Origin of the sequence: Anaeromassilibacillus sp. An250, assembly GCF_002159845.1 — a bacterium.
In the GTDB taxonomy this organism is placed as follows: domain Bacteria; phylum Bacillota; class Clostridia; order Oscillospirales; family Acutalibacteraceae; genus Anaeromassilibacillus; species Anaeromassilibacillus stercoravium.
In genome coordinates, this window is the sequence record NZ_NFJK01000005.1 from 71,010 (window position 1) to 87,501 (window position 16,492).

12 protein-coding genes, 1 tRNA gene, 1 pseudogene and 1 riboswitch are annotated in these 16,492 nt (G+C 49.3%); of the genes and pseudogenes, 8 read left to right on the forward strand and 6 right to left on the reverse strand.

The window, feature by feature from the left end; all coding sequences use genetic code 11:
- Positions 1–200: 200 nt before the first annotated feature.
- The 3 genes from B5F54_RS06005 to B5F54_RS06015 form a co-directional block, all read right to left on the reverse strand.
- The gene (locus B5F54_RS06005) at positions 201–584 is read right to left on the reverse strand and encodes a DUF5655 domain-containing protein (RefSeq protein ID WP_087231922.1); all 384 of its coding nucleotides are present in this window, start codon (positions 582–584) and stop codon (positions 201–203) included.
- Positions 575–1,102, reverse strand: coding sequence for a nitroreductase family protein (locus B5F54_RS06010; RefSeq protein ID WP_087231924.1), 528 nt, complete (start codon positions 1,100–1,102; stop codon positions 575–577). The genes B5F54_RS06005 and B5F54_RS06010 overlap by 10 nt, the downstream gene beginning before the upstream one ends.
- A gap of 118 nt (positions 1,103–1,220) precedes the next feature.
- Positions 1,221–1,307, reverse strand: a tRNA-Ser gene (locus B5F54_RS06015).
- Between the two features lie 208 nt (positions 1,308–1,515).
- Between B5F54_RS06015 and asnS the strand changes: the two genes are divergently transcribed.
- The 4 genes from asnS (at position 1,516) to secF (ending at position 7,822) form a co-directional block, all read left to right on the forward strand.
- Positions 1,516–2,910: an asparagine--tRNA ligase gene (gene asnS / locus B5F54_RS06020; protein WP_087231927.1), complete on the forward strand. Its 1,395-nt coding sequence runs from the start codon at positions 1,516–1,518 to the stop codon at positions 2,908–2,910.
- 371 nt (positions 2,911–3,281) lie between these two features.
- Positions 3,282–4,574, forward strand: a complete 1,293-nt coding sequence (locus B5F54_RS06025; protein WP_087231930.1) for an aminotransferase class I/II-fold pyridoxal phosphate-dependent enzyme — start codon at positions 3,282–3,284, stop codon at positions 4,572–4,574.
- Positions 4,575–5,441: 867 nt separating this feature from the next.
- Positions 5,442–6,854, forward strand: a complete 1,413-nt coding sequence (gene secD / locus B5F54_RS06030; RefSeq protein WP_087231932.1) for a protein translocase subunit SecD — start codon at positions 5,442–5,444, stop codon at positions 6,852–6,854.
- Complete coding sequence (secF, locus tag B5F54_RS06035) at positions 6,851–7,822, forward strand: protein translocase subunit SecF (protein WP_087231935.1); 972 nt, start codon at positions 6,851–6,853, stop codon at positions 7,820–7,822. The genes secD and secF overlap by 4 nt, the downstream gene beginning before the upstream one ends.
- 193 nt (positions 7,823–8,015) lie before the next feature.
- On the opposite strand, the pseudogene B5F54_RS06040 reads toward secF, so the two are convergent.
- From B5F54_RS06040 to B5F54_RS06050, 3 genes and pseudogenes are all read right to left on the reverse strand, one after another.
- A pseudogene (locus B5F54_RS06040) lies at positions 8,016–9,183 on the reverse strand (IS256 family transposase).
- Positions 9,184–9,549: 366 nt separating this feature from the next.
- Positions 9,550–10,920, reverse strand: coding sequence for a sensor domain-containing diguanylate cyclase (locus B5F54_RS06045; protein WP_087231938.1), 1,371 nt, complete (start codon positions 10,918–10,920; stop codon positions 9,550–9,552).
- Between the two features lie 106 nt (positions 10,921–11,026).
- Positions 11,027–12,013: an RluA family pseudouridine synthase gene (locus B5F54_RS06050; protein ID WP_087231940.1), complete on the reverse strand. Its 987-nt coding sequence runs from the start codon at positions 12,011–12,013 to the stop codon at positions 11,027–11,029.
- A 232-nt stretch (positions 12,014–12,245) separates the two neighbouring features.
- A riboswitch (TPP riboswitch) is annotated at positions 12,246–12,346 on the forward strand.
- A 92-nt stretch (positions 12,347–12,438) separates the two neighbouring features.
- Between B5F54_RS06050 and thiD the strand changes: the two genes are divergently transcribed.
- From thiD to B5F54_RS06070, 4 genes are all read left to right on the forward strand, one after another.
- Positions 12,439–13,254 carry a bifunctional hydroxymethylpyrimidine kinase/phosphomethylpyrimidine kinase gene (gene thiD / locus B5F54_RS06055; protein WP_087232268.1) on the forward strand — a complete coding sequence of 272 codons (816 nt, stop codon included), beginning with the start codon at positions 12,439–12,441 and terminating at the stop codon, positions 13,252–13,254.
- Positions 13,255–13,268: 14 nt separating this feature from the next.
- Positions 13,269–14,588, forward strand: coding sequence for a phosphomethylpyrimidine synthase ThiC (thiC, locus tag B5F54_RS06060; RefSeq protein ID WP_087231942.1), 1,320 nt, complete (start codon positions 13,269–13,271; stop codon positions 14,586–14,588).
- Entirely contained in the window at positions 14,585–15,238 is a 654-nt protein-coding gene (locus tag B5F54_RS06065) for an HAD family hydrolase (protein ID WP_237966767.1), read from the forward strand. The genes thiC and B5F54_RS06065 overlap by 4 nt, the downstream gene beginning before the upstream one ends.
- Before the next feature lie 370 nt (positions 15,239–15,608).
- Positions 15,609–16,487 (forward strand): YicC/YloC family endoribonuclease, encoded by an 879-nt coding sequence (locus B5F54_RS06070; protein ID WP_087231945.1) that lies wholly within the window; start codon positions 15,609–15,611, stop codon positions 16,485–16,487.
- Positions 16,488–16,492: the final 5 nt, after the last annotated feature.

A 16,492-nucleotide genomic window follows, 5' to 3' on the forward strand; every position in this document is an offset into this window, starting at 1 on the left:
CTTTTTGTCATATGAAAATCACTCGCTAGGCGAGTGGTTTTCATATGACAAAAAAGGCTTGCAGCCGTTGAAAAGCGGCGCAAGCCTTTTTTATGCAATATAATCGTTTCTAAACACATTAGGAGAAATAAAGCGAAGAAACTGCTTGGACTTTGACAGCAAGAGGCTGAAGCAAACGCTCAAATTTGCAGCAGCATCTGCTATCGTTTGCTCTCCGAAAAAGCGTGCGCCTCATCCAACCATCCCAAAATCTCGCTGTTGAGCTCGCTAGCGTTTTGGATCACGACATGGTGAGTCCAGCGGTTGGGGTAAGGTTCGACGGCAATCGCGATGCGCGGGGAGTCCATGCGGTGCGAGAGCCCAAAAGAAAGGATCAGATAGTGCTCCGGACGTCCCTTCACCTTTCGGAATGGCAGCGAAACAAAGGCAAATCCATGGCGGCCCGCAAAGGTGATCTGTGTTTTTTGCACCTTGACGTGAATTCCCGGATAGCGCTTTAAAAGTACCGCTTCAATGGATAGGTAGACGTCCAGCATAGCGGGATCTTTTTCAAAAAAGAAGAGTTTTTCTGCACTTACTTCCATGTCGTCAGCTCCTCCATTGTTTTGCGCTTTTTGGCGCGCAGTGGGTCCCCTGGTGCCGCATAGCCAACCGCAATCACCAGGCGCACAGGACGGCGCAAGTGTAACAGTGTTTGCAGTTTTTTCTCTTCAAACCAGCCGAGGATACAGGTGGCCAATCCCTGCGCGGTGGCCTCCGCGGTAAAGTAGGCCGCTGCAATGCCGATATCCACCGAGCGGTAGTCCTGTCCCTTAACTTTTGCGCCAGCACCGGCAGTCAGATTGTAGGGTTCCTCACTGATTACCACAAATGCCGGAACCGATTCTGTGAACGCATTCATCCCGAGGCTGCGGGTGCAGTTGCCCACCGCTTCGGCCTGTTTGCCGGTTACCAATGTAAAATGGTAGGGTTGGGCGTTGCAGGCAGAGGGGGCAAGGCGGGCCGCTTCCAAGCAGGCTAACAGCTTTTCACGCTCCACCGGGCGGGATCTGTCATAGTCGCGGCAGCTCTGGCGCGATTTTGCAATCTCCAGAAAATCCATAGGGAAACCTCCCATTATATAAATTTGGTCAGGTAGCTCGTGGGGAAGTCAAGCGCATCACAACGGAATATAAGAAAAAATTCCAAACAATCCGAAGCGAATTGTTTGGAATTTCTTGTGGCGGAGAGGATGCGACTCGAACGCACAATGCCTTGCGGCACACCACATTTCCAATGTGGCTCCTTACCAATTAGAATACCTCTCCAAATGGCTTTGTTTTGTCATTATCGGTGACAGCTTGATCATTATAACGGATTCTTTTGAAAAAATCAAGGGGGTTTTACAAGATTTTTTAAATTTTGCGTAAATATTTTACTTGCACCGATAGGTGTCCTGTTATAATATAGAAACATATGAATGAAACGCGCAGCAGCCATGGCTTTTGCGCGCAGAAAACAGGAGGATCAAGTACTTTGAAGCGAACAGAGATTAAAGAGCTCTATGCCGGCATGGAAGAGCTCGGAGGGAAGACGGTCACTGTATGCGGTTGGGCGCGCACAATTCGAGATTCGAAAGCGCTCGGATTTATTGATTTGAACGATGGAAGCTGCTTTAAGGGCGTGCAGATCGTTTTTGAGGCGGATAAGCTGCCCAATTATAAGGACATTGCAAAGTTGAATGTTGGTTCTGCCATTGTTGTCACAGGAGAACTGCTCCTGACGCCGGAGGCAAAGCAACCCTTTGAAATTCATGCCTCGGAGATTATCGTGGAGGGGGCCTCTACGCCGGATTATCCGCTGCAAAAGAAGCGTCACACCATGGAATATTTGCGTACCATCGCACATTTGCGCCCGCGCACCAATACGTTCAGCGCGGCATTCCGTGTGCGCAGTGCAGCGGCCTATGCGATTCACAAATTCTTCAATGAAAATGGCTTTGTCTATGCCCACACGCCTCTCATCACCGGGAGCGACTGCGAAGGGGCAGGCGAGATGTTTACCGTCACGACACTGGACCCAGAGAATCTGCCCCGTACAGAGGATGGCGCTGTTGACTACAGCCAGGACTTCTTCCAGAAGCACACATCTTTGACGGTTTCCGGCCAATTGGAGGCCGAATGCATGGCGATGGCCTTCGGCAAGGTGTACACCTTTGGACCGACCTTCCGTGCGGAAAAGTCCTATACCCAGCGCCATGCGGCGGAGTTTTGGATGATCGAGCCGGAGATCGCCTTCGCAGACTTGCAGGATGACATGCAGCTGGCAGAAGATATGATGAAGTTTGTGATCCGCTATGTGATGGACACCTGCCCGCAGGACATTGCATTCTTTAACCAATTTGTCGATAAAGGGCTTGTAGACCGCTTGAACAACGTGGTGAATTCCGATTTCGCCCGAGTGACCTATACCGAGGCGGTAGAGCTCTTGAAAAAGAACAACGAGAATTTTGAATATAAGGTGGATTGGGGCACCGATTTACAGACCGAGCACGAAAAATACCTCACAGAACAGGTCTTTGGAAAGCCGGTATTTGTGACCGATTACCCGAAGGAGATCAAGGCGTTCTATATGCGCCTGAATGACGATGGCAAAACGGTCGCCGCTGTGGACCTGCTGGTACCCGGCATCGGAGAGATCATCGGCGGAAGCCAGCGTGAGGAGCGTCTGGAGATCCTCCAGCAGCGGATGAAGGACTTCCAGCTGGAAGAGGAAAATTATTGGTGGTATTTGGATCTGCGCAAGTATGGCGGTACAAAACATGCGGGCTTTGGCCTTGGATTTGAGCGCCTTGTGATGTACCTCACTGGAATTGCCAACATCCGCGACGTGTTGCCCTTCCCGCGCACAACCGGTACGGCAGAATTCTAATGGGAAGAATTCTGCGTAAATTTCGATAAGATCTTGCAAAATGACCACATGTCTTTCTTTTCCCTGCTTGTTTTCCAAGCAGATGGGGAAGGAGAACGGCATGTGGCCCTTTTTTGCAGGGAAACAGGTTGCATCCCGTCGTCGATATTGACAAGAATTTGCGCAAAAGTGTCCATAGAATCTGCCTTATTCCAAAAAATGCAAGAAGAGCTTTTTTGACTTGCGTTTTTTTGGTTGATCGATTACAATAGGAAGAGCGCTGAAACGCGCAAATCCCATCGTGTTTTTATGTGGTAAAGACGGGTTATAGGAACGTTTTCGAAATGGGATGCAGGGATAAATAGTTTTAATGCATTTTTTATTTAAAGGAGATGCTGGTTTTGGATTATCGTTCAATGTCAAATGAGGCGCTTAGCGCAGAAAAGGCGGACTTGGAAAAGCGCTATGCGGACTTTAAGGCCAGAGGCCTGAAGCTGAATATGGCGCGCGGAAAGCCCGGTGTGGATCAGTTGGATCTTTCCATGCCGATGCTGGACATTTTGAATTCCACTTCAAATATATACGCCTCCACCGGAGACGACTGCCGCAATTACGGCCTGGGCGATGGACTGCCGGAAATGCGGGAGCTGTTTGCAGAGATGTTGGGCATTGACGATCATAATATCATTGTGGGCGGCAACTCCAGCCTGAATATGATGTTCGATGCGATCTCCTGCGCTATGACGCATGGTTTCCCAGGCTGCAAGCCTTGGAGCCAGCAGGGGCATCTGAAGTTTTTGTGCCCTTCTCCGGGATACGACCGGCATTTCGCAATTACCGAGTACTTTGGCTTTGAACTGATCACTGTACCGATGACGGATCAGGGCCCGGACATGGACGTTGTAGAATCGTTGGTCAAAGACGATCCGACCATCAAAGGCATTTGGTGCGTACCGAAATATTCCAACCCAACAGGCATTACGTATTCGGATGAAACCGTCCGCAGGTTCGCCGCTTTGAAGCCTGCGGCGCCCGATTTCAAGATTTTCTGGGATAACGCCTACTGTGTCCATGATCTGACCGATACGCCGGACACGCTGCTGAACTTGTGGCATGAGTGCCGTAAGCAGCACAGCATTGATATGCCTATTTTCTTTGCTTCCACGAGCAAAATTACCTTCCCCGGTGCGGGCGTGGCGGCCATGGGTGCCAGCGAGCACAACCTCACGGTATTCCGTGAGCATTATTCCTATCAAACGATCGGCCCGGATAAGCTGAACCAGCTCCGTCATATCTACTTCTTTGGCAATCTCGATGGGGTAAAGCTGCAAATGGAAAAGCATCGTGCCATTTTGGAGCCGAAGTTCCAGGTTGTCCAGGAAAAGCTGGAATCTGCGCTCGGTGGGAAGAATATTGCGGAGTGGACCAATCCGAATGGCGGCTATTTTGTCAGTGTGGATGTTATGGACGGCTGCGCAAAGCGTGTAGTATCGTTGTGCAAGGAAGCCGGCGTCACTTTGACGGGTGCGGGCGCTACTTTCCCGTATCAGAAAGACCCGCGTGACCGCAATATCCGCGTAGCTCCGACGTATCCGCCGGTTTCTGAGCTGGAGCTGGCGATGGATCTGTTCTGTATCGCTGTTCAGCTTGCCGCGGTGGAAAAAATTCTTGCAGACCGGGCATAATCGTATATCAGCTTATTTCTGCTTTAGCAGCGGATACGTTTAATAAGCGTATCCGCTTTTTCTTTATCGCTTTCAGCATGACAAAACCCCCGGTTCTACCGGGGGTAGGTAAAAAAACCTTGGCAAAAGAAAAAGTAAAAAATCGTTCGTTCTTCAAAGGAAAAAGAATGGTACGGAGGTTCTGAAAGGAAGGCGGGGATTTTCGCGAAAAGTGTCCCTCTCGCAGAATGCTATGAAGTACCAAAGAGAACTGGTTTACCAGTAGCAGGGCAAACGATGCGATGATATTTTTCAGTACCCTTTCTAGAGGTCAGCAAGTACTGACCCCTCTGGGGTCTGAGCAAACCACTAGTTTTCTAGTGGTTGTGATTGCCTTTTAGGCTGAATAGAAGGTTCGGTTCTATCAGGTCCAAAAGCCAGCATGGTTCGAAGCTTATTTAGGGATATCGTGTATCCAGCCAGGGGCCGCATTATGTAAGGTCCTATTCTAGAGCTTTGGTAGCTACAACAGAAAGCTAAAAAATGGAATGTAGCCATTAAAACGTGGAAAACAACTGGTTCATGCACCGCAGGACGGGTGATGAAATGGTCATTTTTAATACCCTCTTTTGGGGATCAATACAGTTTAGCACTTCTGAGCTCAAATACATTGCTGGTTTATTAATAGATTGGATTATTCATATACGAGTATAGGAGATATAATTAATTCATATTTTCTGGTCGCTTTAGGCAAAAAAACGGACAATAAATAATTTTATTGGCCGATTTGCACCAAATTCGTTGACTTTTTAGAATAAGAAATCTATAATAAGTTCTGTTACGTCTGCGGGGCAGCGCAGAAACCAAAAGACATTGGAGGATTTACGCATGAAGCGAGTAGGAAAACCAGTATTTTTCATCGTCGCCCTCCTTATCTTGGTTTTCACTTATGTCTCCTTATTTGGGGTACATGGGCAAAACGGAGATAACACCATCACCTACATAAAAGGTGCGAGCGACATTCGGTGGGGAATCGACATCAATGGCGGTGTCGAGGCAACCTTCAGCCCGGATACAGAAGGTGTGAAGGCCACAGAAGATCAATTGAATTCTGCTAGGGCAATCATTGAACTTCGTATGGTCAACCAGAATATCACGGACTATGAATTGTATGTGGATTATAATCAGGATCATATCATTGTCCGCTTCCCTTGGAAAAATGATGAGACAAGTTTTGATCCCGAATCTGCAATTGAAGAACTTTCTGCAACGGCAATGCTGACATTCCGTGAGGGGAATGAATATGCCACGCAGGAGACAGATGCGGACGGCAACCCGGTATATAAGACGCCGACAGGAACGACGGCAGATTCGGTCATCCTGGAGGGTAGCGACGTTACAAGTGCAGAGGCCCAGATGTACCAAGACCCAACAACGGGCACCACGCAGTATGAAGTTACCTTGCAGTTGAGCGAAGACGGTGCTCAGAAATTTGCAGATGCAACCGAGCGTTTGCAGGGACAGATTATTTCTATTTGGATGGATGATACCATGATTTCTGCCCCGACGGTAAATTCGGTGATTTCCGATGGCAGATGCTCTATTACGGGCGACTTTACCGCAGCGGAAGCCTCCGACTTAGCGAATAAGATCAACGCTGGTGCGTTGCCCTTTAAGCTTGTCACGACAAACTTCAGCACGGTCAGCCCGACGTTGGGCGCATCCGCACTGAGTGCGATGGAATTGGCCGGAATCATCGGATTTATTCTGGTTTGTTTAATTATGTTGATCGTTTACCGCCTGCCTGGGTTTGTGGCGATCATTGCCTTGCTTGGCCAGATTGCTCTTTGCTTTGCAGCAGTGTCCGGCTTCTTCCCGTTTATTAATAGCTTTACGATGACCCTGCCCGGCATCGCAGGTATTATTCTCTCGATTGGCATGGGGGTTGATGCAAATGTCATTACATCTACCCGTATTAAGGAAGAAATCAATTCCGATAAAACGTTGGACGGCGCAATTCAGAAAGGTTTCGCCAACAGCTTCTGGGCTATTTTTGACGGAAATATCACCACGATGATGGTGGCCCTCATTTTAATGATGGTGTTCGGCCCGACCAATATCCTGTCTTGGATTTTTGGTGCTTCCACCACGGGTTCGGTGTATTCGTTCGGCTATACGTTGCTGGTTGGCAACATTGGCAATTTCATTATGGGCGTCGGCGCTTCCCGTTTGATGCTGAAGTCTGTCTCGGGATTCAAATGCTTCCGCAATAAATGGTTATATGGAGGTGCCGCGAAATGAGAACATATCATATCAAATTTTGCGAAAGAAAAAAGATCTTCTTTGGGATTTCGTTGGCTATTATAGCGATTGGTATTATTTTTAATTTCATTTTCGGCACAAGCTTGGATATTCAGTTTACTGGCGGCGCAGTCATCCGTTATTCCTATTCTGGTAGTATCCAGCAGGGAGAAGTGGAAAACATTGTGAAGGATGCCAGTGGAAAAGACGTTACGGTTCGTATCCATGAAGATATGTCCACAGTAGACGATCCCACACAAGCGAACAACAGCGTATCCATCTCCTTTGCGGGGACAGATTCGATTTCCTTGGAGGAACAGCAAAGCATTGCATCAGCACTCGATGAGCAATATCCGGATGCACATTTTGAGGTGGTGGAGTCCAGTTCGGTCAATCCGACAATGGGCAAGAATTTCCTTCTGAAATGTGCGATGGCTGTTTTGATTGCTTTTATTTTGTTGCTTGTGTATGTTGGTTTCCGTTTTCGGAAGATTGGCGGCTTGACGGCCGGTGCGATGGCTATTGTCGCCCTGTTGCATGACGTTTTGATTGTTTACTTTGTGTTCGTGGTATTCCGAATGCCAATTAACGACAGCTTCATGGCGGTCGTGCTGACGATTCTCGGTTATTCTCTGAATAATACGATTATTATTTATGACCGTATCCGTGAAAACCGCCGCCTGATGGGACCGAAGACCCCCTATGCAGAGCTTGTTAATGCCAGCATCAATCAGACATTGACACGTTCCATTTATACATCCCTGACGACTTTTGTGGCGATCGCAGCGGTTTTTGTCGTGGGTAGTATCTATGGATTGACTTCTGTCACGACCTTTGCACTCCCGATGATGGTGGGTATTGTTGCAGGCTGTTATTCTTCCGTTTGCATTGCAGGCCCGCTCTATGTGGCGTGGGAAGAGCATAGAGAGAAAAAGAGAAATGCAGCTGCTCCTGTAGAGAGCAAATAAAAAAGTCCTTTAAGAGGAAAATCTGCATATATGTAAAAAATAGCGTCGTTGTAAAAACAACGGCGCTATTTTTTACGCTCTTTTAGGTCGGATATCTGCAACCCTTCGCCCAGAGTTTTAAGAAGCACCCTAGCTGCACGGTAGTGTCAAGTATTTTTCGCAAAATGGTTTGCAGACTCTGGTGTGAGTGAAGTCAGCCAGCAATGGAGGCGTCCTCCAAGGCAGCCTCCAGGTGCTTCATGTTCATGTACTTCTTGTTGCCCCATTGGGTACCAGCCACATGGCGCAGCCGGGCACAGACCAGCATAAGAGCAGAGTTACCATCCGGGAAACTGCCCACTACACGAGTGCGGCGGCGGATTTCCCGGTTCAGTCTCTCAATTACATTATTGGTCCGAATGCGAGTCCAGTGCTCGCTGGGAAAATCGCAGTAAGTCAGCGTTTCTTCAATGCCGTCCTCCACCTTCTTGGCGGCCTCTTTCAGCTTCATAGAGCGCAGTTGCTCCACCACGGCTTTTGCTTTCCTGGGCGTGGATCGCCTTGAGCATCTTTGCCACCAGCTTCACCTTGGAACGAGGCGTTACGGAGAACACATTGCGGTAAAAGTGGACAGTACAGCGCTGGTACTTGGCTTCGGGGAATACTTCTCCCACAGCCTCCAGCATACCAAGGCATTTGTCTCCAACCACCAGTTTGACTCCATCCAAACCACGACTGCGGAGCCACTGGAAGAAGCTGATCCAGCTGGCTTTGTCCTCTTTCATGCCCTCGGCAGCACCCAGAACTTCACGGTATCCGTCCTCATTCACCGCAATCGCCACCAGAATGGCCACATTTTCAAACTCTCCGCCCCAGTTACGGCGCAGGTAGATTCCATCCACATAGACATACGGATATCGTCCACCTTGCAGAGGCCGGTTTCGCCAATCCTCGATGTGGACATACGCTTTCTTGTTCAACTCACTTATGGTGGAGGGAGAGACTTTGCTGCCCCAGAGAGCCTCGGTAATATCCTCCACACGCCGGACAGATACGCCTGCCAGGTACATCTCAATGAGCGCCTCTTCCACGCTACTCTCCCTGCGGCGATACCGCTCAATAATAGCAGTCTCAAAAGAGATTCCCTTGAGCTTAGGCACCTTGAGGGTTACATCCCCGGAGGTGGTGGTGAGGCTGCGGTTGTAGTGGCCGCTGCGATAGCCCTGGCGCTGTTCGTTGCGCTCGTACCGGGCTGCCTGGGTCAGTTTCTCCGCCTCGGCCTCCAGCAGTTCGTTGAGGGTCTCCTCTACACTACCCCGAACCAGTTCTTTGATTTGGCCCTTGATTACTTCCTCGTTAAGCTGTACAATCTTCTCAGACATGGTTTGCTTTCTCCTTTCGAATGGTGTGTCGCAACTTCATTCTACCAGAGTTCTGCAAACCATGTCTCTTTTTATCTGCTTTTCAATTTGCGAAACTTATTGTACCTTATCAGCTGCACAAATGGAGCCAATTTGCTTTTTCTATAAAGTAACATGCTCTTTCTCCATGTCCTTTAGGCTTGCAAGGGTGCAATACGTGTGGTCAGGCTTTTATAACCCCCCAACGAGAGGATCAAACGTCCTTTTTTCTTCCGAATGGGAGGGGGCTCCTCACGGTTGGCCATGCTAGGACATGGGGAAAGCAGGGAAGAATTCACAAGGGAACGGTGAACATATTGTGGGAAAATGATTCAAATGCGTTCCTTTTTATTCAATACAAGAGCTATTGCGCGGGCGACGTGTAGGATTTTCCGACGAAACAGAATCCTTATAGAAACGGCGTTTATCCTCATACATATGTTGATCCGCTAAGGTAATCAACGTTTTCAGATCGCTGGAAGTCTCCTGCCATTGATATCCCATTGCAACAGGAAGTTGTTCTTCCGTGAGGGAGGCCCTTAAGGTATCTACAAGCGAAAGAAATGCGGTTTCAGATTGATCTGAGGCAATAATCACAAACTCATCGCCGCCAGTGCGATACAAATTTGCATTTCCAAATACAGCCCGCATCTTCTCTGCACATTTTTTCAACGCTTGATCCCCATAAGAATGGCCATAAAAGTCATTGATCTCTTTGAGTCCGTTGAAGTCGAGAAATACCACACCAACAGACCCTCCCGCATTCGCGATTTCAGGAATATCCAAAATGTATTTGTTGCGGTTGTAAAAGCCGGTTAGGGTATCATGAAGGCTTAAATGCTGTAAACGGCGTTCATCCATGTGCCTCTGAAAGGTAATCATAATGAAATAGCGCAAGGTTTCCAAAAGAGAGACGATGTTACGAATTTTCTCATGGGGCGGATTATCTACACCAAAGTATCCATTGATTTGCCCGTTCTCTTCCAAGGGTGCGATCACCATATTTTGGATATCCTGTGGGGAAAGGACGTCATAGACTTTTTCCCCCCGGATTTCCTCGATGTCTTTCATAATGATGCATTGATGGTTTTGCAACTCATTTTCCCAGGGGATAACAATGGAAACATCCAATCCCTGTAAAGAATCGATCTGCGGCACAACACCTTCACGGCACCACTCGTGTGTGTTGTCCATTTTGTCGCCCCGGATTTTAAAAATGTAGGCGCGGTCTGCGGAAAGATATTGCCCGATGATCTGCAATACCTGATTGAGCGCTTTATCCAGATCCTGTTCCTTATATAGAATTCGAATACAGTCTAGAACCACTTGCTGGGTGTCTAACGCATACCGCAAATCTTTTTTTTCTTTTTCATAATCTGTGACATCGAATGCAATTTCCAAGCGCGCCAGTTTCCCGTCCCATTTGATTAGCCGATCCTTTAAAAGATAATGACGGCCAGTAACAGGGTTAGTTGTTTCCCAGCTATAGGTTTCATCTGTTCGGAGATACTGATTGGTGCAAAACGGACAGGGGGCATCCTGTAGCTCAATCACCTTATAGCATTTCAAGCCTTCTAAGGAATCAATATTTAAAGCTGTTTTACCGGCTCGATTCATATACAAAAGATCATGGGTTTCTGGATCTGCGACATAGACCAGTTCCGAAACGTCGTCAATCGCGTCAACAAGACCGGTCAAATCGTCTGGTTTGTCCATCATGATTGCGTCACCTCTTATCCGAAATTAAAAATGCTCTATGTACTGCACTTGAACAGATTTATGATTCTCCGTTATAGAAAGAATCTGGATTCATTCAATACAAAATCTATAGGATTGTCCCTTGCGGGGCTAATTCTGGCCATTGGTAAAAATCTTTAAGGAACCAAATCTCCTTTGCCTCGAAGGTTCTCCCATTGAGATACTCCAAAATGCCCGCAGGCGTAGTAAAATTGAAACGCAATTTATAGGAATACAGAGCTTGATATTTGAAACCACATTCCTTATTGATCGCATTGGTCCCATATTTCCCATCGCCTGCAAGGGGATGCCCAATTGAGGCGAGATGCGCGCGTATTTGGTGGGTTCGCCCGGTTAGAAGTTCCACCTCTAAAAGGCTATACCGCCCACGCTCTGCCAAAACACGGTAGCGCGTCCGGATGCTTTTTGTATCCTTCGTTGGTTTGTGGGAAATATATACCCGGTTCTGCTTTTCATTTTTTTCTAGGAAGCCCTCCAGTGTTTCCGCACGCTTGGGCATGTGGCCGTGGACGATGCAGAGGTACAGCTTGGTGAGCTCCCGCTGTTTGACTTTCTCGTTCATAATGCGCAGGGTCTCTGCGTTTTTGGCGGCCATCACAATTCCGCCGGTGTTGCGGTCGATACGGTTTATCAGCGCAGGGGCAAAGGAGGCCTCGTTCTCCGGCTGGAATTCTCCTTTTCCATAGAGATAATGTTGAACCCGCGCGATCAAAGAATCAAAATGGTAGTGTTCGTCGGGGTGAACAATCAACCCAGGCTTTTTGTCCAGCAGCATCAAATTTTCGTCTTCGTAGAGGATGTTGAGCTTGCTCGGCGCTTTCAGGAAATCGTATTCTTTTGGCGACTGTTGAAAAAATTCATCCTTTAAGTACATGGTCAATACGTCGCCCACATTTAACCTGGTGGAGATTTCACACCGTTTCCCATTGCATTTGATATCTTTTTTCCGGATACTTTTATACATCATGGCCTGTGGCAGGTTGGGATAGGTTTTGGTTAAGTATTTATCCAGCCGCTGCCCTGCATCATTTGGCCCGATGGTCACCTGTTTCATAAAAATCCTCTTTCTAAATTTGGATTTTAAAACGAAAATCAGACCCTAAAGAATGTATCTCTTAAAAGCAGCGGGGGACACATCCCTGTATAAGTCCGAAATCCGTTTCTGTTTTATATAATTCAAGATATATAGTACCTATTATAACACGAAATTCGCACTAAAGAAAGTCTAGCTTTCATTGACAGGCTTCGACAGCAGTGCTATAATTGTACTACTCAAAAGTGCATATGGACGTTTGCGGGGGAACTGCTCTGGCGGTTGAGAAGGTGGAACCTGACCCTTGGAACCTGTCGGTTAATACTGTCGTAGGGAAGCAAAGCCAATGAAGATTGGAGGAGAAGCGCTTGCCGGGGAGGCAGGCGTTTTTTGTTGCCTGTTTTCATAAACAGGGCGCGAACGGCCAAGAAAGGAAGGGATACCTCTTGAAAAAAGCCTTAACGATTGCCGGCTCGGATTGCAGCGGCGGCGCAGGAATCCAGGCAGATCTAAAGACGTTTTCCGCACACGGCGTCTTTGGAATGAGCGTGATTGTTTCCGTGGTGGCAGAAAATACCAGCCGTGTGATCGGGATTGAAGATGTATCGCCGGATATGATCCGCCAGCAGATCGACGCGGTGTTTGAGGATATCCAGCCGGATGCGGTCAAAGTGGGGATGCTCTCCCAGCCGCCCTGTATGGAGGCGGTGGCGGAAAAGTTGCGGCAGTACCGGCCCAAACACGTGGTAATTGACCCGGTGATGTATGCCAAAAACGGCTGCCCACTGATGGATCCGGGTTCGGTAGACCGGCTGATCCAAACCGTGCTTCCGCTGGCAACGCTTCTGACCCCAAACATTCCGGAGGCGGAAAAAATTGCGGGTTGCTCGATCCATTCGGTTGCAGAGATGGAAGACGCTGCCCGGCGCATCCAAGCTATGGGGCCGAAGGGTGTGTTGGTCAAGGGAGGCCATGCCCAGGGCGATGCCGTTGACGTGTTGTTCGATGGGGAACATTTCCATCATTATACCGCCGAACGCATTCCTACGAAAAATACGCACGGCACCGGTTGCACCTATTCCTCCGCAATTGCGGCAAATCTGGCGTTGGGGCTGGATATGCCGGCTGCCGTGGAGCGCGCAAAAGCCTATGTCACCATGGCGATCCGCCATGCATTGGCAATCGGGAAAGGGCATGGGCCAACGAACCATTTTTATGATGTCTATGTAAACGGCCTGACAAATGGAGCAGAGATCGAATAAAAGGAGAGGTACATATGGAATACAAAACACAGATGGAAGCAGCCAAGAAGGGGATCGTGACAAAGGAACTCGCCGCCGTAGCCAAAAAAGAGGGCTTTACGGAAGCAGAGCTCCTTCCGCTGGTGGCATCCGGCCGGGTGATTATCCCGGCAAATGTGCGGCATAAATCGCTCGATCCGAACGGCGTGGGGGAAGGGCTGCGCACAAAGATCAATGTCAATTTGGGCATTTCCGGCGATTGCGCCGATTATTGCGCGGAGATGCAGAAGGTGCAGCTGGCTGTCCAGTTTGGCGCCGAGGCCATCATGGATCTGAGCAACTACGGGAAGACGCGCGAGTTCCGTGAGAAGCTGATCGAATATTCACCGGCGATGGTCGGAACGGTGCCGGTATACGATGCGGTCGGATATCTGGAGAAGGATCTGATGGACATGACCGCCCAGGACTTTTTGAAGGTGGTACGCGCGCACGCAGAGGAAGGCGTGGACTTTATGACCATTCACGCGGGCATCAACCGCCGTGCGGTGGAAGGATTTGAACGGTCAAAGCGCAAAATGAACATTGTATCCCGCGGGGGCTCCCTGCTGTTTGCTTGGATGAAGATGACCGGCAATGAGAACCCCTTCTATGAGTATTATGATGAGGTAATGGACATCCTCCGAGAGTATGACGTGACCATCAGCTTAGGAGACGCCCTGCGTCCGGGTTGCCTGGACGATGCGACGGATGCCGGGCAGATCGGGGAGCTGATTGAGCTCGGCAACCTGACCCAGCGTGCCTGGGAAAAGGACGTGCAGGTGATGGTGGAAGGACCGGGCCATATGGCGATGGATGAGATTGCGGCCAACATGAAGATGGAAAAGCGCCTCTGCCACGGAGCGCCGTTCTATGTCCTTGGGCCGTTGGTGACGGATATCGCCCCCGGATACGATCACATCACGTCGGCCATCGGCGGCGCAATCGCGGCGGCCAATGGCGCGGACTTTCTGTGCTATGTCACCCCTGCGGAGCATCTGCGTTTGCCAGACCTCTCCGATGTGCGCGAAGGGATTGTCGCCTCAAAGATTGCCGCCCATGCGGCGGACATCGCGAAGGGCGTGCGCGGCGCACGCAAGCCGGACAACGAGATGGCGGAGGCACGCCAGCGTTTCGACTGGGATGCACAGTTCCGCTTGGCCATCGACGGAGAAAAGGCGAAGGCGTATTATGAGAGCGTTCCCGCTTCAGATAAGCACAGCTGTTCCATGTGCGGCAAAATGTGCGCGGTTCGCACAACCAACCGCATTCTCAATGGCGAGAGCGTAGAGATTTTGCAAAACGAGACGAAGAAATGAGATCCGGACTGGAAAATATGCGGGCGGCCATCTTCGACCTGGATGGGACGCTTCTGGATTCTCTGCACATCTGGGAGGATATCGACGAGGAATTTTTGCAGAAACGTGGGCTTGCTGTACCAGAGGGCTATTGCGAGGCCATCGCTTCCATGGGGTTCCTCGACGCAGCGGACTATGCAAAAAAGCGGTTTGGTTTCCCGGAATCGCCAGAGGCGATTGTGGCGGAGTGGAACGATATGGCGGCGCATCGATATGGCAATGTCATTCAGATGAAGCCTGGCGCACGCGACTATCTGGCAAAGCTGCGGGATCGAGGAATCCTTTTGGCGGTGGCGACGGCGCTTCCGGAAAAGCTCTACCGCCCTGCGTTGCGCCATCATGGGATTGAAACGTGGTTCGGCGCAGTTGCCTCGACCGATGAAACCAGCAGGGGAAAGGGATACCCGGACGTCTATCGGTTGGCGGCCAAAAGGCTTGGCGTTTCCCCAGAGCATTGTGTGGTCTTTGAAGATATTTTGCCTGGAATTCAAGGAGCAAAGGCCGCAGGCATGAAAACCATGGGGGTATACGACGCCTGCTCCAGCGGCATCCAGGAAGACCTCCAGAGACTAGCGGATGGATATATTCAAAGCTTTGAAGAACTTTTATAAAGATTAAAATTCTCGAGGGAAACGGATGCCAACGGCTGCCTAAACCTCTTTTTTCAAAGACGTTTCAAATCGATTTATGGGCGCATCCCAAAAGGGATGCGCCTCGTTTTTATGTGCCAGGTGGACGGCATCTAAAAAAATACATTTTTCGGTTGGGAGAGCAATGCCCAGCCTTTTGTAACAAAGGAGATACCACAAGGAGGGTTTCAAGTGGATATTTCCAAAATGGCTTCATACGAAGATTCCCAGCGTTTTCCTTGACAAGCCAATAGGGAAGCTGTTAAAATAAGAATACCTATGAAAATAGGCCCTCTGGGGCTGAAAAAACAAGAAAACGGCAGAGAACTGCCAGTTGAATTGAGATGATAATGTGATCAAGAGTATGACCGGCTATGGAAGGTTTGAAGGAGTGATTGAAGGCCGTCAAATTACGGTGGAGATCAAATCGGTTAACCACCGCTATTTTGAGTTCTCTTCGAGGATTACCCGCGGGTATGGATTTTTGGAGGAACGGCTCAAGGGATACCTCCAGGAGCGAGTCGCCCGAGGAAAAGTGGACGCATATGTATCCATCGAGACGTTGGAAGATGCCGAGGCCCAGGTACAAGTAAACCATTCCTTAGCGGCAGGATATGTAAACGCCTTGCATGAACTCGCACAGCGATACAATCTTCGGGATGACCTTTCTGTGAGTACGCTCTCCCGCTATTCCGAGATTTTTTCCGTGCATAAGGCGCCGGAGGACGAAGATGCTATTTGGAGAATCGTCCAGCAAGGTGCGGATTTTGCAATGGAATCTTTCCTTGCCATGCGCGAGCGCGAAGGCCAGCGCATGAAAGAGGATGTCTCCTCCCATGCGGAAAGGATTCTCCAATTGGTCGATCAGATCGAAGCGCGTTCCCCACAGACGGTGGTGGAATACCAGCAGAAGCTGCAGGCGCGTCTGGAAGAGATGCTGGCAGATGTGAAAATCGACGAACAGCGTATCCTAACGGAGGCGGCGATCTTTGCAGACAAAGTCGCCGTAGCGGAGGAAACCGTGCGGCTCCGCAGCCATTTTGACCAGATGCATCAAATGTTGGAATCCGGGGAACCCGTGGGCCGCAAGCTGGATTTCCTTGTGCAGGAGATGAACCGTGAAGCGAACACCATCGGTTCCAAGGCGGTGGATTCCCAGATCGCCTATCTGGTGGTGGATATCAAGGCGGAAATCGAAAAAATTCGGGAACAAATTCAAAATATTGAATAAGGATT